Annotated in this window: 17 protein-coding genes; 6 read left to right on the top strand and 11 right to left on the bottom strand. The window is 41.4% G+C overall.

Going from position 1 to position 19616, the window contains the following annotated elements; translation table 11 throughout:
• Positions 1-201 precede the first annotated feature (201 nt).
• A complete protein-coding gene (locus tag MED222_RS19430) occupies positions 202-765 on the top strand; it encodes an SPOR domain-containing protein (protein WP_009845372.1) in 564 nt (187 codons plus the stop codon).
• Positions 766-944: 179 nt separating this feature from the next.
• Positions 945-1940: a D-alanine--D-alanine ligase gene (locus MED222_RS19435; RefSeq protein ID WP_009845371.1), complete on the top strand. Its 996-nt coding sequence runs from the start codon at positions 945-947 to the stop codon at positions 1938-1940.
• 189 nt (positions 1941-2129) lie between these two features.
• Here the strand turns inward: MED222_RS19435 and MED222_RS19440 are convergent, their stop codons facing one another.
• Entirely contained in the window at positions 2130-3098 is a 969-nt protein-coding gene (locus MED222_RS19440; protein ID WP_009845370.1) for a tyrosine-type recombinase/integrase, read from the bottom strand.
• A 100-nt stretch (positions 3099-3198) separates the two neighbouring features.
• Between MED222_RS19440 and MED222_RS19445 the strand changes: the two genes are divergently transcribed.
• Complete coding sequence (locus MED222_RS19445) at positions 3199-3570, top strand: DUF3319 domain-containing protein (protein ID WP_029222765.1); 372 nt, start codon at positions 3199-3201, stop codon at positions 3568-3570.
• 4 nt (positions 3571-3574) lie between these two features.
• Positions 3575-3886 (top strand): stress response translation initiation inhibitor YciH, encoded by a 312-nt coding sequence (gene yciH / locus MED222_RS19450; protein ID WP_009845368.1) that lies wholly within the window; start codon positions 3575-3577, stop codon positions 3884-3886.
• A gap of 760 nt (positions 3887-4646) precedes the next feature.
• Here the strand turns inward: yciH and MED222_RS21745 are convergent.
• Positions 4647-6602, bottom strand: a complete 1956-nt coding sequence (locus tag MED222_RS21745) for an ATP-dependent nuclease (protein WP_009845367.1) — start codon at positions 6600-6602, stop codon at positions 4647-4649.
• Positions 6603-7254: 652 nt separating this feature from the next.
• Here MED222_RS21745 and MED222_RS19455 point away from each other — a divergent pair.
• Positions 7255-8535, top strand: coding sequence for a GGDEF domain-containing protein (locus tag MED222_RS19455; RefSeq protein WP_009845366.1), 1281 nt, complete (start codon positions 7255-7257; stop codon positions 8533-8535).
• A gap of 749 nt (positions 8536-9284) precedes the next feature.
• On the opposite strand, the gene MED222_RS21740 is transcribed toward MED222_RS19455, so the two are convergent.
• The 9 genes from MED222_RS21740 to MED222_RS19495 form a co-directional block, all read right to left on the bottom strand.
• Complete coding sequence (locus MED222_RS21740; protein WP_004731009.1) at positions 9285-9437, bottom strand: YoaH family protein; 153 nt, start codon at positions 9435-9437, stop codon at positions 9285-9287.
• A gap of 41 nt (positions 9438-9478) precedes the next feature.
• Positions 9479-10633, bottom strand: a complete 1155-nt coding sequence (locus tag MED222_RS19460) for a conjugal transfer protein TraF (protein WP_009845365.1) — start codon at positions 10631-10633, stop codon at positions 9479-9481.
• Positions 10634-10692: 59 nt separating this feature from the next.
• The gene (locus MED222_RS19465) at positions 10693-11571 is read right to left on the bottom strand and encodes a DUF2861 family protein (protein ID WP_009845364.1); all 879 of its coding nucleotides are present in this window, start codon (positions 11569-11571) and stop codon (positions 10693-10695) included.
• Positions 11571-12230 (bottom strand): response regulator transcription factor VxrB, encoded by a 660-nt coding sequence (gene vxrB, locus MED222_RS19470; RefSeq protein ID WP_009845363.1) that lies wholly within the window; start codon positions 12228-12230, stop codon positions 11571-11573. Before vxrB ends, MED222_RS19465 begins: the two co-directional genes overlap by 1 nt.
• Positions 12205-13677: a sensor histidine kinase VxrA gene (gene vxrA / locus MED222_RS19475; RefSeq protein ID WP_009845362.1), complete on the bottom strand. Its 1473-nt coding sequence runs from the start codon at positions 13675-13677 to the stop codon at positions 12205-12207. Before vxrA ends, vxrB begins: the two co-directional genes overlap by 26 nt.
• 345 nt (positions 13678-14022) lie before the next feature.
• On the bottom strand, positions 14023-15420 hold the full coding sequence (gene pntB / locus MED222_RS19480; protein ID WP_009845361.1) for a Re/Si-specific NAD(P)(+) transhydrogenase subunit beta: 1398 nt from the start codon (positions 15418-15420) through the stop codon (positions 14023-14025).
• Positions 15421-15430: 10 nt separating this feature from the next.
• The gene (gene pntA, locus MED222_RS19485; protein WP_009845360.1) at positions 15431-16978 is read right to left on the bottom strand and encodes a Re/Si-specific NAD(P)(+) transhydrogenase subunit alpha; all 1548 of its coding nucleotides are present in this window, start codon (positions 16976-16978) and stop codon (positions 15431-15433) included.
• A 299-nt stretch (positions 16979-17277) separates the two neighbouring features.
• Complete coding sequence (locus tag MED222_RS19490; protein ID WP_009845359.1) at positions 17278-17559, bottom strand: HlyU family transcriptional regulator; 282 nt, start codon at positions 17557-17559, stop codon at positions 17278-17280.
• 38 nt (positions 17560-17597) lie between these two features.
• Positions 17598-17966: a late competence development ComFB family protein gene (locus MED222_RS19495; protein ID WP_009845358.1), complete on the bottom strand. Its 369-nt coding sequence runs from the start codon at positions 17964-17966 to the stop codon at positions 17598-17600.
• A 392-nt stretch (positions 17967-18358) separates the two neighbouring features.
• Here MED222_RS19495 and MED222_RS19500 point away from each other — a divergent pair, with 392 nt between their 5' ends.
• The gene (locus MED222_RS19500) at positions 18359-19600 is read left to right on the top strand and encodes a GGDEF domain-containing protein (protein ID WP_012600626.1); all 1242 of its coding nucleotides are present in this window, start codon (positions 18359-18361) and stop codon (positions 19598-19600) included.
• The last annotated feature ends 16 nt before the right edge of the window (positions 19601-19616 follow it).

The raw sequence follows: 19616 nt of genomic DNA, 5'->3' as shown, positions 1-19616 counted from the left end.
ATGCACGTAAGTTCATCGTAACTTACTTTTCATTCACGGGTTGATGGCAAATTCACCGAATTAAGATGAATAAGCAGACACTGCATAAAGTTTGTGAAATAGGTCACCCACTAATGGTGTATAATCTCAAAGTTAACTTGATTCTAAACCGACGTATCGGCATGATTTATAGTAATTATTATTAAGGATATAGAGCTTTCCATGAAAAAACTTGCAATTGTGACTTTGCCACTGCTCTTGGCTGCATGTGTATCTGATAACTACGTTACCAATGTAACGTCAGATAGCTATCAAGAAGAGTTCAAAACGGCTAAAGTTGAAGCTCCAGTTGTATCTCAATCTGAGCAGACTGCCGTTGTTGAAGAGAACGTGGTCAACGTTGTCAGAACCACACCTGTAGAACAAAAAATCACTCACACGACTAGAGCTAAGCCGGTTGCAACAATTACAGCTCCAACCAAGAAGCAACAAGACATGAACCAACGCTTTGGTTACACAGTTCAAGTTGTTGCTGTTGGCAGCCAAGCCAAAGTCGATTCTTTTGTAAAAATGTTACCAACCACTTCCCAGCCAATTTGGGAAAACTACAAAATGGTTAACGGCACGAAGTGGTTCACTGTACTTTACGGTGACTACGCGACACGCTTAGACGCTAAAAAGGCGATTTCATCTTTGCCGAGCAGTTTTCAAAACTTAAAGCCATTCGTTAAGAGCATTGATGATATCAAGAACTCTGAATACCCAACGCTTAACAAGTTAAACTAAGTTTTAAATCATAAAGAAGGAGCAAATGCTCCTTCTTTTGTTTTATGACGGTTAGTTTTGTTTAATAGTTAATCGCTCACTCCTTAGATGACGATTTTAGCATTCAAAACACTGTACCTATTTCGACTTTTGTTTATCATTGAAGTCAGTATTCCTAGTTTCAAGGACCGAATTTACCCATGAACACCACAAACATCCTTCTACTTTGCGGCGGTGGATCTTCAGAGCATGAAGTGTCGATCGTTTCAGCCAATTACCTTTTTGAACAACTTAATAGCGTTGCAGATTTTAACGTTGTGAGAGTTGAAATTAAAAACGAAGGCTGGTGTCTTGATTCTGGTGAGTTGGTTTATCTTGATATTAACGATCAAACCTTACGTGGCGACAACTTAGAATCAAAAGTCGATTTCATTGTTCCATGTATTCATGGTTTCCCGGGCGAAACAGGTGACATTCAATCACTGTTTGAAATGGCTAAGATTCCGTACCTAGGTTGTGGTTCTGAAGCAAGCAACAACAGCTTCAATAAAATCACATCAAAACTTTGGTACGACGCTCTGGGTATCCCAAATACGCCTTATCTGTTCTTATCCGACAACACTGAACAAGCTCACGCACAGGCGACACAAGCCTTTGAAAGTTGGGGGAAAGTGTTCGTCAAAGCGGCTCGTCAGGGATCTTCCGTTGGCTGTTACCAAGTCAATCAAGCAGAAGAATTAAGTGAAGCAATCAACAAGGCATTTACCTTCTCTGATCAAGTGCTTATTGAGAAATCCGTGGTGCCAAGAGAGCTAGAAGTTGCCGCTTATGAAATTGATGGCGAACTACAGATAAGCAAGCCAGGCGAGGTGATTGCACCTAATGGCGCATTTTACTCTTACGAAGAGAAGTACAGTGCAGACAGCCACTCAATTACTGAAGTTGAAGCAACTAACTTAACCGATGAACAGCGTGAATTGATTGCAGACAGCGCCCGCAAGGTATTCACGCAGATGAAGCTTCGTCACTTGTCTCGTATCGATTTCTTCTTAACACAAGACAATGAGATCTACCTGAACGAGGTGAATACCTTCCCAGGTATGACGCCAATTTCCATGTTCCCAAAAATGGTTGAACATGACGGCCACAAATTCAGCCAGTTCTTAGAGAACTGCGTGAGAACAAGCATTTCTTAGTTCACCCAAAATATCTTAGCCGTTTTATATAACTCATTAGATAACAAATAGCGCCTTGAGCTTACCTGCCAAGGCGCTATTTGTTTTTAAGTCGGAAGTTTTTGGTTTGCAAAGTCAGTTGATTGACTTAACAATCTGCCTATAAAAAAACCGTAGATAAACAAGCCGCCTCTTAACAAAGCCATCAGCTCATTGCCAAGGGATTAGTGCTTTAAACTTCATCTTCTCACTCTCAGAGGTACCCGAATAACCCACATATTGCGCAGGCATTGCAGGACTGAGCCAACGACCAAAATCTTGAATTTCTCTCACCTTAAGGCCTTGTTTCGATAGTTCTTGTGCGGCACCTACACGAATAGAGTTCCCGGAGAAATGGTGGTTGTCAGCCAATTGAAGTAAGTCACTTGCTCTTCTCAATATTCTGTAGATAGACGAATCATCTAAAGATTGCAGACTGATATTTTCATGCTTATCTATCGCACGAAATACAGGCAACTCATCTTGTGTTCCAGTAAACGAAAACCAACGCTTAAGTGCGGCGCTTGCTACTCGCGATAGCCTATACACTGAACCTTTTATTGTAATCTGGTAGTCATTCTCAACGCTCTCCACATTATCCATCGACAACGCCTTTAGTTCAGATCGCTTTAAAGCACACTCGAACATCACATTATAAATCGCGATATCTCTGATCTCTTTTAAGCTCGATTTCTCATGGGAAAGTAACGTGTTTAACTCAGTAAGGTGTGCGGATGTCATGGCATTGGTTTGTTTAGCGTCGCCAGCCATTCGAGATTGCAAGTGGAGCAGGGTAAAACGAACTTGCCTATGCTTGATTGGGTTAGCAAAGCTCAACACAGTATGCAACAAGCTGAGTGTTGCAGTGTAACGTTTCAAAGACGAGAATTTTCTTTCACTGGATTCAGTCTCAAGAAAACGCCGAACAGCAGTGATGGATGCTGGGAGTGTGTTGATACGATTTTTAGTACAGAACGCATGGTAGCGATTCCAATCACTGTAGATACCCAACAAGGAGTTTCGAGAGTACTGATATCCTGTTAACTCATCTATAATTTCAATTGTCGCGTGGCTGTTTAATTTTTCAACAAATGAATTAATTATCACAGAGTCCGATAAAATAGGGACTTTTTTTCTCAAATTACCGTACCTCAACAGGTGTTTTTGCCATATTATGCTTGATATCATTAGAAGTATACTTATGATTAACGTAATGAAAACAAAACGATGATCAATGGATATGGCAAATTCAGTTTACCGAGGCGTTCCTCTACAATCAGCGGATGCAAACAACACCGTTTGGCGTGCCAAGCTAAAAAACAACATTATTCAAGGCAATTTACCTGCTGTGAAAAAGAGTATTGATTGGTGGATTGATACTGCGACCCTTATTGACCCGAAAGAATTCACAGCGTTAAACAAGTCGAGAGCGTCTGGTGGTGGCTTAGCTGAAAACTTCCATGGTTACCAAATTAAAAATGATAGCGGTGAGCCTAACGCTTGGTATTGCATGTTTAACGGGCGCCTAATTAAAGGTGGCAAGATTGCAATCCAGCGTCATATAGAGGCTTTCTTACTCGCAAAACAAAAAGCAGCACAGCAAAAGAAGTAAAATTATGAGCCTAGTATATTCAACTGAAACAGGTCGTATTAAACCTGAAGAAGAGAAAGTCCAGCGCCCTAAAGGTGATGGTATTGTTCGAATCCAAAAAGAAACCAAAGGCCGTAAAGGCAAAGGCGTTTCTATCGTAACAGGCTTAGACCTAGATGACGCACCATTAAAACTCATGGCTGCGGAACTCAAAAAAGTATGTGGCTGTGGCGGCTCAGTAAAAGATGGCAACATCGAGATTCAAGGCGACGCTCGTGACAAACTCAAAGCGCATCTTGAAAAGAAAGGCTACAAAGTTAAATTTGCTGGCGGTTAAGCTCTGACTAATGCCAGGGGTAAAATCGAAGATTATTATCACTGGTTATTAGGTATTTTATGGTAAATAGCCACTCTGGTTAAATACACAGTAGAATTCAGAGAGTACCGATACAACATAAAGGCAGGGCATCGCATAAAGATACCTGCCTTATAAACACCGAAATCAATTTAACATAACGTACATAATACGCAGTATCGGTGTAAGCCCCAGATAGTAATGTCACTATTTTCCAAAGCTATTCTTGTCATCGTTTCCTCTTAAACCCTTAATACAACTGGTGCCTCAAGCATATTGAGTTCACTAGCATTCTCTAAATGCTCTTTTAACCCAATCATTATATGTGTGGCCAACATCTACATGATTCGTTTAAACAAAGTCGAGCAACACGAACATTTGTTCTGTCTGTCTTACATCTTCTTGTACTCATGATTTACCGCGCTGTGTGTAAACCTTGTGGGCATTGCTGTCGTTTCTTTTTCAGATTTTACACACGCCACCGTGCTTCTTGTTGGCGACACACGTTAAATTCTGTTTTGGGCTTCTATCATCCAGTTAAATTTTATTACGAACAATCGTCAGCAAGCTTCCCAATAAGAATCTTCAAGTTTATCGACGATAACTTTAAGGTTTTTACTAGTTGGTAAAACTATTGAGCTGCTTCGTCTGTACCTTAGTTGTTCGTACTAGTACTGTCTAAAATAAATTTGAATAGATACAAAAGGCCCGCAGTTCGCGGGCTTGCAACACATCGAAAACATTACACTGTTGTTGGCTCTTCAATAGCACTGTCCATTTTAACTTCGACTTCAGTTCCAAGTTGAAGTATGCGATATACGAGATTTTGCAACTCTTGTGAACGGCAGCCGCTATACCATGCTTCAATCAAAGCTTTAGATACGGCTAAAGGGTTTTTCTTCAATCCTTTTGCGTTACCATAATGTGCTGCAGCTTTATCTTCAAAACCTTTCCATTTTGGTCCAAATTCTGGTCCAATTGTTACTGTGATATTATGTGTCCACATTGTCAGATTGCTGAATCGATGTGTTTCTTCCGACCAATGTAAAGCTTTATCATGACCTAGCAAATGGAGAATTGATGCATTATCTTTCTTATGCTTAACCACTTCACCTTCTACTGTTTTGTTTGTGTCAGCATCACAAACCACATATACATCAATACCAAGATGTTTAGTCAAAGCAATTGGTTTAAGCAATTCACTTTTACCCCCAACTGGAATTATATGGAAGCCACCAAGCCTAAACTCATCTGTTTTTCCCATCAGCTCTATATACGTACGAATGTAAGCAACATCTTCAATTCCCTCAACGAGGATTAGTTTCTTACAAAAGAACATCTCATTGATTTCTGGCTTTAAGTTAGGGTAAAGCTTGGCTAACATCCCAGTTTCTCTTAGCAAAACTTGCCCTGAACCATGTAGGGTATCGGATAGTTTCTTATAGGTGACGCTTTTGACTTTTGATTCGCAAGGTACACCCTCTTCACGAACGACCCTTAAGTCCTCAAAACGTTCGACAGGAATAAAGTACGGGCTGTGGGTGCAAACCATTACTTGGGAATCATCCAATTCTTGTAATAGCTGAGCTAAGTATCTTGCTTGAGGCGGATGTTGGTATAGCTCGGGCTCCTCAACTGCAATTACTAGTGTCGGTGATTTCGCGGTATTAGCGTCTGACAACTCTTGAAGTACGCTAAGCAGATAGGAACGTTGCATGCCATGTCCAAATCTTGATAATTCGCCCTCAAAGCCTTTCTCACTTATCACCACCAGAGCTTTAGGTTCTTCAATTTTCACTGACTTTTCTGGGTCTTCATTCCATACAATTTGAGCACTTGCGTCTGGGTTTGACCACTTTTTGAGCTTAATTCCTAGTGAATCTGATATTTCTTGTAGCGCAGGTTGCTCTTCTTCGAGCATCTTTTTATAAGAAATTCTGTACTCTTCTTTCAATTGGCTGACTTTGTCTTTAAACGTTACTTTTGTACCAAGAACACGGTTCAAGAGTTGATCAAGTGCAGAGCCTTTAGTTTGTTCAGCTTCTTCTGAAAAGTCTTTCGATGCCGAAACAAAAACCCACTCTAGGTATGGAGCGATTTTATTGGCGCCTTTACTTGCTCCATAAAACTGGTCCTCACTTGGAACCAAAGTGCACAACTGCGGATTTTTAGCTTCATAGTCATGGAGAGCGACTTCCATATCACCTTTGGTTTTTACGTCAGCCAAGCCTGAAAACGTATTTTTCAAATTTTGATAAATAGCCTTGAGCTCTGGAACTTTTGCTTTCTGCTTGTTCGCATCGAACCAAGCACTGAAACCAGATATAACCATTCGGTTACCATATTGCTTCACATCAGCGCGCTCAGTAGCTGGGTCATATTCAGCTTTTGCTGTGACAATTAGCTTACCCTGCCTAACGTAATCCGCTAAATCAGATTTCGCTTCTGCTGATAATGAATTGAAAGTAACTGTGATTTCAATAGGTAACTGGGTATTTTTATGGTGGAAATCTTCTTTAGAGAGCTTGCTCAAGTCCGTTTTAGAATCGCGGAATTGACGAAAGAAAACGTTAAGTGCATTCATTACCGTCGACTTACCTGCACCATTCGAACCTACGAAGCAACTATAGTCGTCTAACAAAATTGTTTCATCTTTAAATGAGCGGAAGTTTTTTACTCGAATACTTTCAATTTTCATGAGATCTTACATTTTGATGGATATACCCTTAGATATGAGGTGGGATTGATAAACTATCAATAGATAATCAGAATATTATTGCAAATAAACAATAACTTACAGTTTTATCAATACAGACGTTAATTGTAAAATGACCAAAACAAAGACCTATATAACGACTAGAATCTTAACGGGTATTACCGAATTGAAAGCGAACTTAGTCCCTGTGCTCTTCTAGTAAAGCTAGAACCTCAATCATTTTTGTACTAAGGTACTGATGTCTATTATAACCACTTATAAAAAGTGACACTGCAACATAACTGCCCTCCACTTTAATTGACGAACAGTAACAGCGGACTCGTGACTCGTGACTCGTTATCACAGCAAGCCATAAAGCTCGTACACACCACTCTGATTACAACAAAACGATCCACTTTAAACTCAACTGTATAAATATACAGTTGAATTATTACCCCCTTAAAATCGCACTTATCGAGCGAATAGCATTCAAAACCAACGCCATGCGTACAGAATTTGTTCTAAAAATCAGTTTAATCATTAACTTTTCTGTATAATCTTCAATTCAATTTTAACTATTGGGTTCGAATGTGAATACTCGATAGAATCTCTGTTTGCGGTGACATCACGCATAACCACAAAGTTACATGTATGGATGATTAACATTTTGAGCGACAACGTATTCAGGCAAATCAATATATTCCTTTCGGTTTTTTGCCTCGCTGCCACTCTACTGTCGTTTATCTCTTACCATATGATCATGGATCAAAACTACGTTATCACTCCAGATAGATTCCCTACACTCGTTAACACTGACCAAGAACATAATGGTGGCACCAAAGGGGTGCTGTATAAGTCAGAAGACACCATTGAGTTACAGTGTGACTTTAAGCGTACCTATAGCTCGCCATTCTGTGAGATTGAGTTCGTTATCTCTACGGAAGGTAAAGGTCTGGATCTCTCAGTGTATGACTCAGTGACCATCAATATGGATTACGAAGGCCAAGAACAGCCAAGGTTTCGCTTTTACATTCGAAATTACGACGAGAATTACAGCGTTCAAGGTGACGCTATGTCTAATAAGTTCAATCGTTTAGATTTCTCGTTACCCGATAGAAAACACATCGACTTAGATTATTTCAATGTCCCTTTGTGGTGGATCGACTATTACAACCACCCTATTACGAATAGCGCCGTAGACGTTACCAACGCTGTGTCGGTTGAGTTAGGGCTTGGTGCTAGCACACTTGATGGGCACCATAAACTGACAGTACAAAGCATCGTTTTTCACGGCAAGACGATGGACAAGTTTGTTCTAGGAAAACTCTTAATTAGTTTATGGGTGCTGTATGCGATTTACTATATATCTTGTGCGTTATATCTAGCCAGAAGAACAAGAACAGATGCCGCACAGCAACAACGTTTGTTGACTCAAGAAATTGAAGAGCTAAAGATAAAGGCTACAACCGATCCGTTGACCGGCTGTAGGAATAGAACTGAAGCTTTAGATGCTTTCTATGATTTTGAATGGTTAGCTCAGCAAGGAAAAACCATTCACATCGCTTTGTTTGATTTAGACCATTTTAAGCAAATCAATGATCAACATGGCCATGAAGTGGGTGACAAAGTACTTATTCAGTTTGTCGCAACGGCTAACGAGAGTCTTGGTGAGCAATATTTACTTTATCGCTGGGGTGGTGAGGAGTTCCTTTTAGTTTGCCTCGAGCAAACTTCGCTACAGTGTAACGAAGCTATCAATAATCTATACCTAGCAATTGGCCAAAGCGTTTGGCCTAAAGCGCTTAAAGTAACGACTTCGACTGGAGTAACACAGCTTAAGCAACATGAATCGATACGTTCTGCAATTAAACGTGCAGACAAGGCACTCTACCAAGCGAAAGACAACGGACGAAACCAAGTCGCAAAGTTGTACTAAAGCTCGCTTGACTAGACTGCAGTTACACATTCAACTCTCTGCCAATACTCAATCAAGACACCATTAATACCCTGTCGATATCTACTTTCCATTTAAGTAGCCGTTAGATTTTCAACGCTGACTAAAGAAGCCAAAAGCTTTGCTGCCTCATTAGGATTCTAATCGTTATGTACGCCTATAAGCGCTCTCACCATCGGTAACAACACATTCTTAATCGCATTCTCAGGTTATATGTATCGTTTCTAAGCTTCCTAACTACTTGTTCTAAACCGCACATATCTGGCTAGTAATAGCTTTCTCTAAGCAGTCGTGAGTCACTCGCGGTATCGGTTTTGAACATTACCGTCGTTATTTATCTCGCGCTGCTCTTCGAGGAAATCCTTATTATTCTGCTCCCGTCACGCTTCTAATCACGCACTCTGATCCACTAAAAAATGGAAGTCACAACGTCACTATCCTTAAAAAACACCATAGATTTAACCACTTAGACATGGTGACATAAATACTGACACCCAAAATGATAGTTGTATTGCTTTCAGATCTGTTTGTAATTTAATTACAAACAGAAGCCAAGAAAAGCGTTATAAGTGGATTACTCCAACATAACTTACTGAATAAAAGGCATTTAATGGTTTTGAATAGCTCGGAATTTAGGGTAACTAAAGAGTTGGTATGTGCGATACAATATACTAGAGGGTAATATATTTAGTTATAGTGCACTAGGGTGTTAAAAAAGAAGGGCTAATGCCCTACTCTTCTTTATTACTCATTTCTTCACGAATTTGCTCAGCAACGATTTTGATAGCTTGTGCTGTGCTGATGCCCTGGGTCATCATTTCTTGAATTCGTTCAACAGCTTTCTGTTGTTCTTCGTGAGAAAGGGTTGGTAAGTCGTTTAGCATAGTCTGCTCCTTTATTTAGGAGCAGAACTATATAAGGACTGTTAGTAACTAGCAAGGAAATTGATTGATGCACCCATTGCATTTTCATTTGTGTAGTTAGCACTTAAATCTAACTGGAACAAATTGAGTGGCGACAAACCAATACCTGCAGTGACTGTACCTTCTGAACCAGAGTATGCCAAATTCTTGTAGTACCCTGCCCTTAGCTGAAGCTGACGTAAAACATCAACTTCTGTACCAACGCGAATCATCTGTTCATTATCTTTGAACGAAGTAAACTTTTCGGTTTCATTTAAGTCATAGTCGACACTAAGCGTGAAGTAGTCCGCTACGATACCAGCACCTACGGTATATACTGGCTCTAGTTTGTATGCGTATTGGCCACCGACTTTGTGTGTCACACCGCTGGTCGTGCTCGTTAAAGTTTGAGATGTATCTTTGGTATTGATATCTCTAGATATTAAGTTGGTAGCCGAAAAACCAACTCGAAATGGACCTGTGAACCAAAGCGCGCCAGCATCCATATTAAAAGAAGTTTCACCTTCACCATTGTCTCTTACATCAGACAAATCGTAGCTCTTAACAGAAGCAACGTAGTTGTATGTGTAAATACGTTGAAGTTTAGGCGTGATACCAAATGAAATATGCTGCCCCATAAAGGTTTGATATTTAGCGAGAGTTAATCCAACTTCGGTAACACCAATAGCAACGGCTTCTACCGTCGACAACTCAAGCTTATCGGAATCTGTCGCTGACGCTTCATTGTAAACATTTGGTGTAGCAAACGATTCTGTATAGGCTTTGCCGAATAGGTTAGCCGCTATAAATTGATTTGGGATAGCGAATGCGACAACACCACCAAGTTCAACATTAGCTTGGTTACCATCGAGTTTTTTAAGAGCTGCATCTAAATCTGCAGTGTTTGTCGCAGCCAGAGCGGAATCAATATTTGATTTCATGTCTTGGGGGTCATTATAACTACCACCAAAACTTGGCGTGATCATACCCATATCATCGTTACGACGATAAATAGCAACAAGTGCTGGGTTATAGAATGGAGCTGTTAGGAAGTTTGCTGAAACAACACCAACACCACCCATCGCATCACCACGCGCTTCAATGGCGTAGTTTGCTGCTGAAAGAGGAAGACTGGCGAATGCAATTGATGCTGCGAGTAGTTTAGTTGTATTTTTCATGCCGTTTATCTTTGTTAGATCCCTTACATTATTAACGGCTCAATTCTAAATTACTTTAGCTACTCTTCGCTAGAAATATCATAAGTTTTACTGATAGTTTGTGCTTGCTCTATCGCTATGTCACCTTGCCAGCGCGAATGTACCATTGATACAGCTAAAACATAACGATCATTGGGCAGTTCTTCACCCGTTAAATTGGTCGGATAATCGGATTCATAACTTTTACCCCACACCTGCTTATATCGTTCATCGACATAATCGTACAAACCTACGTCTAGCTTTGGTAATGGACAGTATGGGTTCAGCAGTGCTTTTTTATCGATCAACCAAGAGTCTTTAGATGCCCAACGAACTTGTTGACGCATAACCACTTCACCAAGAATGACCCAAGTGCTCCAGGAGTTACCGCTATTTCCTTTTACAGCCAGGCGATAAAGTCCGGAATCAAGTTGAGACGCTAAGCTATAACGTTTGCTGTATACGCTCACTGAAGTATTATTGATTACCGGGTTACCTTTGGTGAACTCACTGTCAGACGAAACGACCTTGTCGACCCACTTCTCAAAGGTGATGTCTTGGATGTTGCTTTCCGATTCAACGTCAATCGCCACACGGAATGTTTCCCTGCCTGGGCTTTGGATAATGTGTCTTTTCACGACGACCGAGCTTATCCAGTCCGGTAAAGTGTTTTTGGTGAGCGTTTTCCCACAATCTTTGTTCAATGCTTGCTCGAACAGCTGATTGAGATGATCTTCGCGAGATTGCGAAGCGTTGATTTGCCAAACTTCCACTAGTGAATCAAACATCAATGCTAAATCATTATCTAGCAGGTGCTTGTGCACTTGTGTCAGCGCATCACTGTCCTTAAACCAATCGGCTGCGTGTGCAGTATTGATGACGCTTGATAAAATGAGTAGTGGAAGTAAGGCTTTTTTCATTACGCTTTCATCTTGTAGCCAACGCCACGTAAGGTTTCAATTTCTAAACCTGGCAACTTCTGTCTTAGTTGCAGAACGTGCGTGTCTACAGTACGAGTTGTTGGGAAGTGGTTGTAACCCCAAACGTGGTCTAGTAGCTCATCACGAGTAAACACTCGACCAAGATTACTTGCCAAGAATAATAGTAAATCAAATTCCGTACGCGTTAACGTAACTTCCAATTCATTAAAAAACACTTCACGTGTTGCTTTATCAATTACAAGGTTTTGAGCCATCACTTTTGATGCATCTTGATCTTCAGCATCAGGCAGGCGTAGCTGTGCACGGATTCGAGCAAACAGTTCAGCTTCTGCAAATGGTTTCGTTAGGTAGTCGTTCGCACCTGAGTCTAGGCCGGCTACTTTGTCTTTTACTGTTACCAGAGCCGTTAGTAAAATAACTGGGATGTCTTTCTTTTTCTTCCAACCTGGAAGTGAATCTACTGAGTCACCATCAGGAAGTTGACGGTCTAGGATCACAAGATCCGCTTGTTCCCAATAGCCTTCAACTTCAGAGATCAGCTCGGCATGTAAACATTCATATCCAGCTTGCTCAAGGCTAACTAATAAACCGTCAGCTAAATTTTTATCGTCTTCAACGAGAAGCAATGTCTGTTTCACAAGGTATCTCCAAAATAAATGTTGTTGGGGGGCCGATAAGCGTCATGTGACCGCCCATTTTTCCGACCATAGATTCTACTATCGTCAGACCTAAACCGAGTCCACTCTTACTTACGAATGGCTTTCTTAGTTGCCCCCAATCTTTACGAGACAAGTCTCCATTATCTATAACTTTGAATGTCAGCTTCTTGTCAGAAGTATTCAGTTCTAGTATCACTGGGGCAACACCGTATTTCACGGCATTTCTGATCAGGTTATCGATACACGTTCCTAACCAATATACGTTTACTTTTGCAGCAATATCTTTGTTTACGCGGAGTTCAATGCCCGGAGCAAAGTCTTCTTCAACTTTGTATTGAAGCCACTCTTCAACACTTGGCACCCACTCTGTTGCAAGCGGTTGGTTGTCTGATTGCAAATAGTCTTTACTTGCTTCTGCCAACTGCCTTAAACGGCGTGTATCTTCACACAACCTACGAAATTCATCATATACCGATTCTGGCAAGTGTTCGAACTCTCGCCTAAACCCTTCAACCGTCAATGACAAACTCGCAATCGGTGTTCTTAATTCATGCGTTAGAATTTGAAGAACCAGCATGCGGCTCTTCATCTCTTGTTTTTTACTGTTCCAACGGTAAACCGCCCACCCCAACACGAGTAGGATATTGGCAATCACCAAAATAAACATGGCTATCTGCAGAAGCTCTGAATGATCTTCTATTTCCCAACATACATTGCCGCGTTGGACGAAACAGCTGTTGCCTTCTGAGGACAAACTAAAGGATAAGCCCGCGAGCGTAGCATTTTCGTTCCAAACTGATTCTTTATACAGGTAATATCTATCACCGCGCTTGACCCACATTTCATCAAGCTCAACAAACATACTCGCACCCGCTAGCAAAGCTGTTATGGCTTCGTTGTCCATCTTCTGTAGACGAGACAGTAGTTCATCGTGTTCTGTGTTCGGTCGCTCTTGAATGTGCATGTAGCGCTTCAACGAGTCAAATTTCTCTGGGTATAACTCGACGTAGCGTGCGGCATATGAACCGCCACCGGGATGAATCAAACCACTTCGAGTAAACCAACGATCAGAAAGTTTAGTTCCTTTACACATTGCACGAGTAAAGACCAAAGGCTCTGTGATTAGAGGGCTTAAAGGCAACTTTCCGCTGCATGTTTTTGATAACCGGTATAAGCGTTGGATGTCTTTTAGTGGGTATTCAGCAGTTTGCGGCAGCATAGAAGACGGCATGATCAAGCGAGTCGGGTAATCAGCCTGAAGCAGTCGAATATCATAAGATTCAATTGCCATTTCATGATCAAAAAGTTTAGTGAAGTTATCGATACGCTCAGGTAAAGAGTCAGCAAACGCGTTCACTGAAACGGATAATGTAGCGATAAGCAGAGTAAATGTTCTTTTGATGATCACAAACCAACGCAAATTCATATAGATCAATCAAATATATACCATTCGTTATCAAAGATAAATTTATAACCGCATGAAAAACCGTGCTAATGACGAGTTATAGCGACAAATTCGATCATATTAGGGCTATGTTGCACAGCTGTACTCGCTAATCGTTTGAGTCGTTATAACTTCATTCAAATGAGTTTTACGGCCGTCTATCGGACTGTGCTTATTGCTTATGGGCCATAGATTGCTGCTTATGGGTCATAGATTGTTGCTTTAGGATACAGCGACTTTCAGATGAATAAAAAAAGGAGCTCTAATGAGCTCCTTATTTAGTTACGACTTAATGCTTTTGCTTAGAAAATACTTAAAAAGTGTTTCCTATAGATGCTCTAGAATACCGAGACAGCTCTGTTTCGCATCACCAAACAACATCTGCGTATTCTCTTTGAAGAACAGTGGGTTTTGCACACCTGCGTAACCTGTGTTCATCGAACGTTTGAATACGATAACGTTCTGAGCATTCCAAACTTCAAGTACTGGCATGCCAGCAATTGGGCTGTTTGGATCTTCAAGTGCTGCTGGGTTCACAGTGTCGTTTGCACCGATAACCAAAACAGTATCGGTCTCATTGAAGTCATCGTTGAGTTCGTCCATTTCAAGAACGATATCGTAAGGTACTTTGGCTTCAGCAAGTAACACATTCATGTGACCCGGTAATCGACCAGCAACTGGGTGGATACCAAATCGAACATTGATGCCCTGCGCTCGCAGCTTCTCAGTGATTTCATGCACTGGGTATTGAGCTTGAGCTACTGCCATGCCGTATCCAGGAGTGATGATGACTGACTTTGAGTTTTTAAGCATGTCAGCCACGTCTTCAGCTGATGTTTCGCGGTGTTCACCTTGCTCTTCATCACCATCAGACACGACCACGTCTTGGCCGAACCCACCAGCAATAACGCTGATGAAAGAGCGATTCATCGCCTTACACATGATGTAAGAAAGAATCGCACCTGACGAACCAACCAATGCACCGGTTACGATAAGCAGATCGTTCGCAAGCATGAAACCTGCCGCTGCTGCTGCCCAACCAGAATACGAGTTCAGCATAGAGACAACCACTGGCATATCTGCGCCGCCAATCGATGCCACTAGGTGGTAACCGAATGCGAATGCGATAAGAGTCATCACCATTAGCGCGAACATGCTGCCGTCCGCTTTAACGAACATGATCATCAGTAGTGTAGAAACTACGATCGCCGCAAGGTTCCACTTATGCTTATGAGGAATGTTCAATGCAGACGAAGAGATAACGCCGCGAAGCTTACCAAACGCAACAATAGAACCCGTGAACGTCACCGCACCGATAAACACGCCAAGGAACACTTCCACTAGGTGGATCACGTGCTCTGCATGAATATCAGCAGGGTTGATAGAAACGGTAGCAGGTGGATCAATGTAACTGTTGTAACCTACAAGTACTGCTGCCATACCTACGAAGCTGTGCAGAATTGCCACCAGCTCAGGCATTTCAGTCATTTCTACTTTTCTTGCGTAGTGGATACCAATACCACCACCGATCACCATAGCAATGATGATCCATACAATACCTGCAGAATGTGGACCAAAGATCGTCGCGATCAACGCGATTGCCATACCCGTGATACCGTAATAGTTACCTGCCCGCGCAGATTCCTGTTTCGACAACCCAGCCAAGCTCATAATAAAGAATACAGCAGCCACAATATAAGCTGCTTGTACTAATCCTTCAGACATCTGTCACTCCTTAGTCTTTACGGAACATTTCAAGCATACGTTTGGTTACGGTAAAGCCACCAAAGATGTTGATACTTGCAATTAATACGGCAATAAATGATAAGAACGTGACAACGCCACTTCCTTGTCCTATCTGTAACAGTGCACCGACTACAATGATTCCTGAAATCGCGTTAGTTACGGACATCAAAGGCGTATGCAGAGAATGGCTTACATTCCAAACGACGTAATAACCCACCACACAAGCGAGTACAAAAACGGTAAAGTGAGATAAGAACGCAGCAGGAGCAACTGAAGCTACCCAAGCAAATGCACCTACAGCAACCGCCATGCCTGCCACTTTCTTAATTGGAGAAACCGGCTCTTCAACTTTAGGCTCCGGTTTAACCGCTTTGGGCTTAGCTTGTTGTGGTTGAGCTGAAACTTGAATGGGTGGTGCAGGCCAAGTGACTTCACCCTCTTTAACCACGGTAACACCGCGTAGCACGACATCTTCAAAGTCAATATTGATGTTGCCATCTTTCTCTTTGCAAAGCAGTTTCAGCAAGTTAACTAGGTTCGTTGCATACAGTTGAGATGATTGAGTCGGTAGTCGACCAACCATATCTGTGTAACCTACCACTTTCACGCCGTTAGCCGTTGTAATGACTTGATCCGCAACGGTATATTCACAGTTGCCGCCATTGGCTGCCGCAAGGTCAACAATCACACTACCAGCACTCATGCTGTCTACCATCTCTTTGGTAATCAGCTTAGGTGCCGGACGACCTGGGATCAGTGCCGTTGTAATGATGATATCGACATCTTTAGCTTGAGCTGCATACAGTTCTTCAGCTTTCTTATTGAATGCTTCAGACATCTCTTTTGCGTAGCCGTCGCCCGCGCTGGTATCTTCCTTGAAATCCACTTCCAAGAATTCAGCGCCCATAGACTCAACTTGCTCTTTTACTTCAGGACGAACATCGAACGAACGAACGATCGCACCCAAACTACCCGCAGCGCCAATTGCTGCTAGGCCAGCAACACCCGCACCAGCAACCAGTACCTTCGCGGGTGGAACTTTGCCTGCCGCCGTAATTTGACCTGTGAAGAATCGACCAAACTCATGCGCCGCCTCAACAACAGCACGGTAACCCGCGATGTTAGCCATAGAACTCAATGCATCTAACGCTTGAGCTCTTGAAATACGAGGTACAGAATCCATCGCCATCACGTTAATATTACGAGTGGACAATTGTTCCATTAATTCTGAGTTCTGAGCTGGCCAAATAAAGCTGACCAATGTTGCGCCATCTTTAAGAAGATCAATTTCATTTGTAGTTTCGTCAACGATCGGAGCGTTAACTTTAAAAATAATATCGGATTTCCAAGCTTCATCTGCGGTGACAATTTTTGCTCCAGCTTGTTCATAAACTGCATCTTCAAAACTTGCTAACGCACCTGCTTGTGATTCAACACAAACTTCAAATCCTAATTTTAGAAGCTGTTCTACCGATTTCGGCGAAGCAGCGACTCGCGTTTCACCTGCGAGTGTTTCTCTTGGTACACCAATTTGCATAGCTATTCCTTGACTATTGGCACAATGACTTATTCGTTTGTATCTAACGACAACTAATACTTCAAGCGTTTTATTCAAAGAACAGGAAAAGTTATTACTTATAACGATTTGGATGGAATTGGAGCACTTCATTTGAAGAAATGACGCCTCTTTTGAGCCAAGAGGTCAAACCACTTGCAAATATTCCTTTAAATAACAACCTACTAGCTGTTCTTTGTTCCTAAAACTAAAAAGAGCTTTCAGCATATACACTGAAAGCTCTCTAAATTATGACCAACATCAATTCTAACCCTATTTGGTTAGCTAAAAATGTTATCGCCCATTTGGTCGATGAACATCTGCGATTTTTTAAGCATCAGTTCATCGGCATCTTGTTTGTTTGAAACAACATCTGAACGAATAAAACGATGGGTTTTGATTTCACCATCAAATTCTTTCTCGATTCGCCCAGCTACACGGTATTGACCAGATTCAGCAATGGCATCTTGATAGATATTGAAGCCTTTGTATTCGACTGGCTCAATTTCTACTTTTTGTTCGGTTTTTTCTTTGCCACTAAATAATCTAGAAAAGAATCCCACGTTTTTACTCCTTAAATGACCGCATTAACCGTAAACTATCATGACTGTTTACCGCTCAACAATGGCTTTTCATACCATTGTAATTCAACGTCATCATCAAAATTATGTTGACTAAAGATTACGGGTACATTGTCGTCACGCTCTCGTCTTCTGTCGTCAATGATCATGCTTTCTGCATTTTTGACCGCGATCTCACTATTTCGTTTATACAGCACCAATTTATCCTCTGGCAATGCCGATAGAAAATCGACATCGAAGCGAATATAGATGGGTTTAAGCTGACCCAAAGCCAAACACGCAAGATCGGCTAACTGCTCGTTGGTATAGCCAGAAACATACTCTTCTGTCGCTAATACATTTCCCACCAAAGTTTCCATATAGTTATGGACATCGACACTGATTTGCATATTACACCTCCATGTTGATCGGTTGTTTCTAGTTTAATCGTTGTTGTAACTAATCATTGTTGTAACTCATCGCGGTTGTTACTAACCGCTTCTGCAGCTAAGCGTATAACATCTGTTCATTGCTACTTAGGTAACCACCTAACTCTTGAGCACAAACTATGTTGATTTAGTTAAGTATCAATAACGGCTGTTTCATTTATCATATATACTGTTTAGCTCGTTCTTAGGTTAATAGCAACTGAAACACATATAAATTTAGTTGTACAATTAGCGAGCTATGATCATGTTTTTGCTATAATTTAATGAAAAAACTTGGCAATTGCTTGTTTACCCGTATCCTACGTATAAAATTAAAATATAAGATCATCATTATAGTTAGGCTCACCACATAAATGACATCTTCTTTCGTCACGTCGAGCATATTTCGATTTTGCTTTCCCTTACTTCTATTAGCAATATTACTTGCAGGTATGAACAACGTCATCCTAGTGACGGATTCAAACTTAGGGTTTGCTAGCAACCTCCCATACATTCTATTGAGCGTTGCGGTTTTACTGTGCCACACATTTAAGCAAGGTCGTATGGCCATGGTGTCCTTAACCATGCTCGTCGCATACCTCATCATTCAAGTTCGTTTACAAACGCCACTCAACACAGGCACCACTCTATTAGAACTGTCTCTGTTAACCGCTTTAGTTCCTGTAACATGCTTACTGGTGTATGCCTTCCCAGATAACGGCGTTAACTCGAAATCCATGTTCCTATATGCTTTGGTTCTCGTTCTGTTTACGGTATGGGCGCAATTAATTGTTTCTCATTTCCAGTCAGGTGGATTTGAGTCATGGAGCGAAGGTATCCTGTTTATCGTTAACGGATTCTCGAGGCTACCTTTCGTTTTAGTGCTGTATAGCCTTTGTTTACTTGGCCTTACTTCGATTTTAGTTCTGGTATACAACCGCGCGATTGATGTTGTCGTATACAGCGCAATTTTACTTTCTACTAGTACATTCATATTTTTTGATGTGCAATACATCTCTAGTACGATGTTCTCGCTGTCTGGTACGTTATTCATTATCTATGTCGTCTCTGCTAGCCACGATATGGCCTTTAATGACCGTTTAACTAACATTCCAGGTAGACACGCACTAGAAGTGGATATGAAGCACTTAGGGCGAAAATACTCAATGGCGATGGTTGATATCGACCACTTCAAGAAATTTAACGATACCTACGGGCATGACATTGGCGACGATGTGTTGAAGTTGGTAGCACGTATATTGAGTGAAACAACCGGTGGTGCAAAAGCTTATCGCTATGGTGGTGAAGAGTTTACGATTATTTTTAAAGGCAAATACTCGGAACAGGTTAAAGAGCACCTTCAAGTTCTCATTTCGGAAGTACAAAACTACGATATGACGATTCGAAATAGCAACGATCGCCCTGACGACCATGAAGTCGGCATTAAAAAGCGTGGTCAGAGCAACAAATCAACTGAAGTCGTAAACGTAACGGTGAGCATTGGGCTGTCTGATAGTAGAACCACTAAACAACCCGTAGAAGTCTTGAAACTTGCCGATAACGCACTGTACAAAGCAAAAGAAACTGGCCGAAACAAGCTGTGTGTCGATAGTTAAAGACGTTGAAAGTCTT

Origin of the sequence: Vibrio sp. MED222 (genome assembly GCF_000153005.1) — a bacterium.
Lineage (GTDB): Bacteria > Pseudomonadota > Gammaproteobacteria > Enterobacterales > Vibrionaceae > Vibrio > Vibrio tasmaniensis_A.
Note: the sequence above shows the minus strand (reverse complement) of the source record. Positions and strands in the feature narration are given on the sequence as shown.

What these genes read in the sequence shown, in the direction of transcription:
- vxrA (WP_009845362.1), bottom strand. Translation starts at nt 13,677, where the DNA reads ATGAATTTGCGTTGGTTTGTGATCATCAAAAGAACATTTACTCTGCTT.
- MED222_RS19445 (WP_029222765.1), top strand. Translation starts at nt 3,199, where the DNA reads ATGGCAAATTCAGTTTACCGAGGCGTTCCTCTACAATCAGCGGATGCA.
- MED222_RS19435 (WP_009845371.1), top strand. Translation starts at nt 945, where the DNA reads ATGAACACCACAAACATCCTTCTACTTTGCGGCGGTGGATCTTCAGAG.
- MED222_RS19495 (WP_009845358.1), bottom strand. Translation starts at nt 17,966, where the DNA reads ATGCAAATCAGTGTCGATGTCCATAACTATATGGAAACTTTGGTGGGA.
- pntB (WP_009845361.1), bottom strand. Translation starts at nt 15,420, where the DNA reads ATGTCTGAAGGATTAGTACAAGCAGCTTATATTGTGGCTGCTGTATTC.
- MED222_RS19500 (WP_012600626.1), top strand. Translation starts at nt 18,359, where the DNA reads ATGACATCTTCTTTCGTCACGTCGAGCATATTTCGATTTTGCTTTCCC.
- yciH (WP_009845368.1), top strand. Translation starts at nt 3,575, where the DNA reads ATGAGCCTAGTATATTCAACTGAAACAGGTCGTATTAAACCTGAAGAA.
- MED222_RS19460 (WP_009845365.1), bottom strand. Translation starts at nt 10,633, where the DNA reads ATGAAAAATACAACTAAACTACTCGCAGCATCAATTGCATTCGCCAGT.
- MED222_RS21745 (WP_009845367.1), bottom strand. Translation starts at nt 6,602, where the DNA reads ATGAAAATTGAAAGTATTCGAGTAAAAAACTTCCGCTCATTTAAAGAT.
- MED222_RS19455 (WP_009845366.1), top strand. Translation starts at nt 7,255, where the DNA reads ATGATTAACATTTTGAGCGACAACGTATTCAGGCAAATCAATATATTC.
- MED222_RS19465 (WP_009845364.1), bottom strand. Translation starts at nt 11,571, where the DNA reads ATGAAAAAAGCCTTACTTCCACTACTCATTTTATCAAGCGTCATCAAT.
- MED222_RS21740 (WP_004731009.1), bottom strand. Translation starts at nt 9,437, where the DNA reads ATGCTAAACGACTTACCAACCCTTTCTCACGAAGAACAACAGAAAGCT.
- MED222_RS19430 (WP_009845372.1), top strand. Translation starts at nt 202, where the DNA reads ATGAAAAAACTTGCAATTGTGACTTTGCCACTGCTCTTGGCTGCATGT.
- pntA (WP_009845360.1), bottom strand. Translation starts at nt 16,978, where the DNA reads ATGCAAATTGGTGTACCAAGAGAAACACTCGCAGGTGAAACGCGAGTC.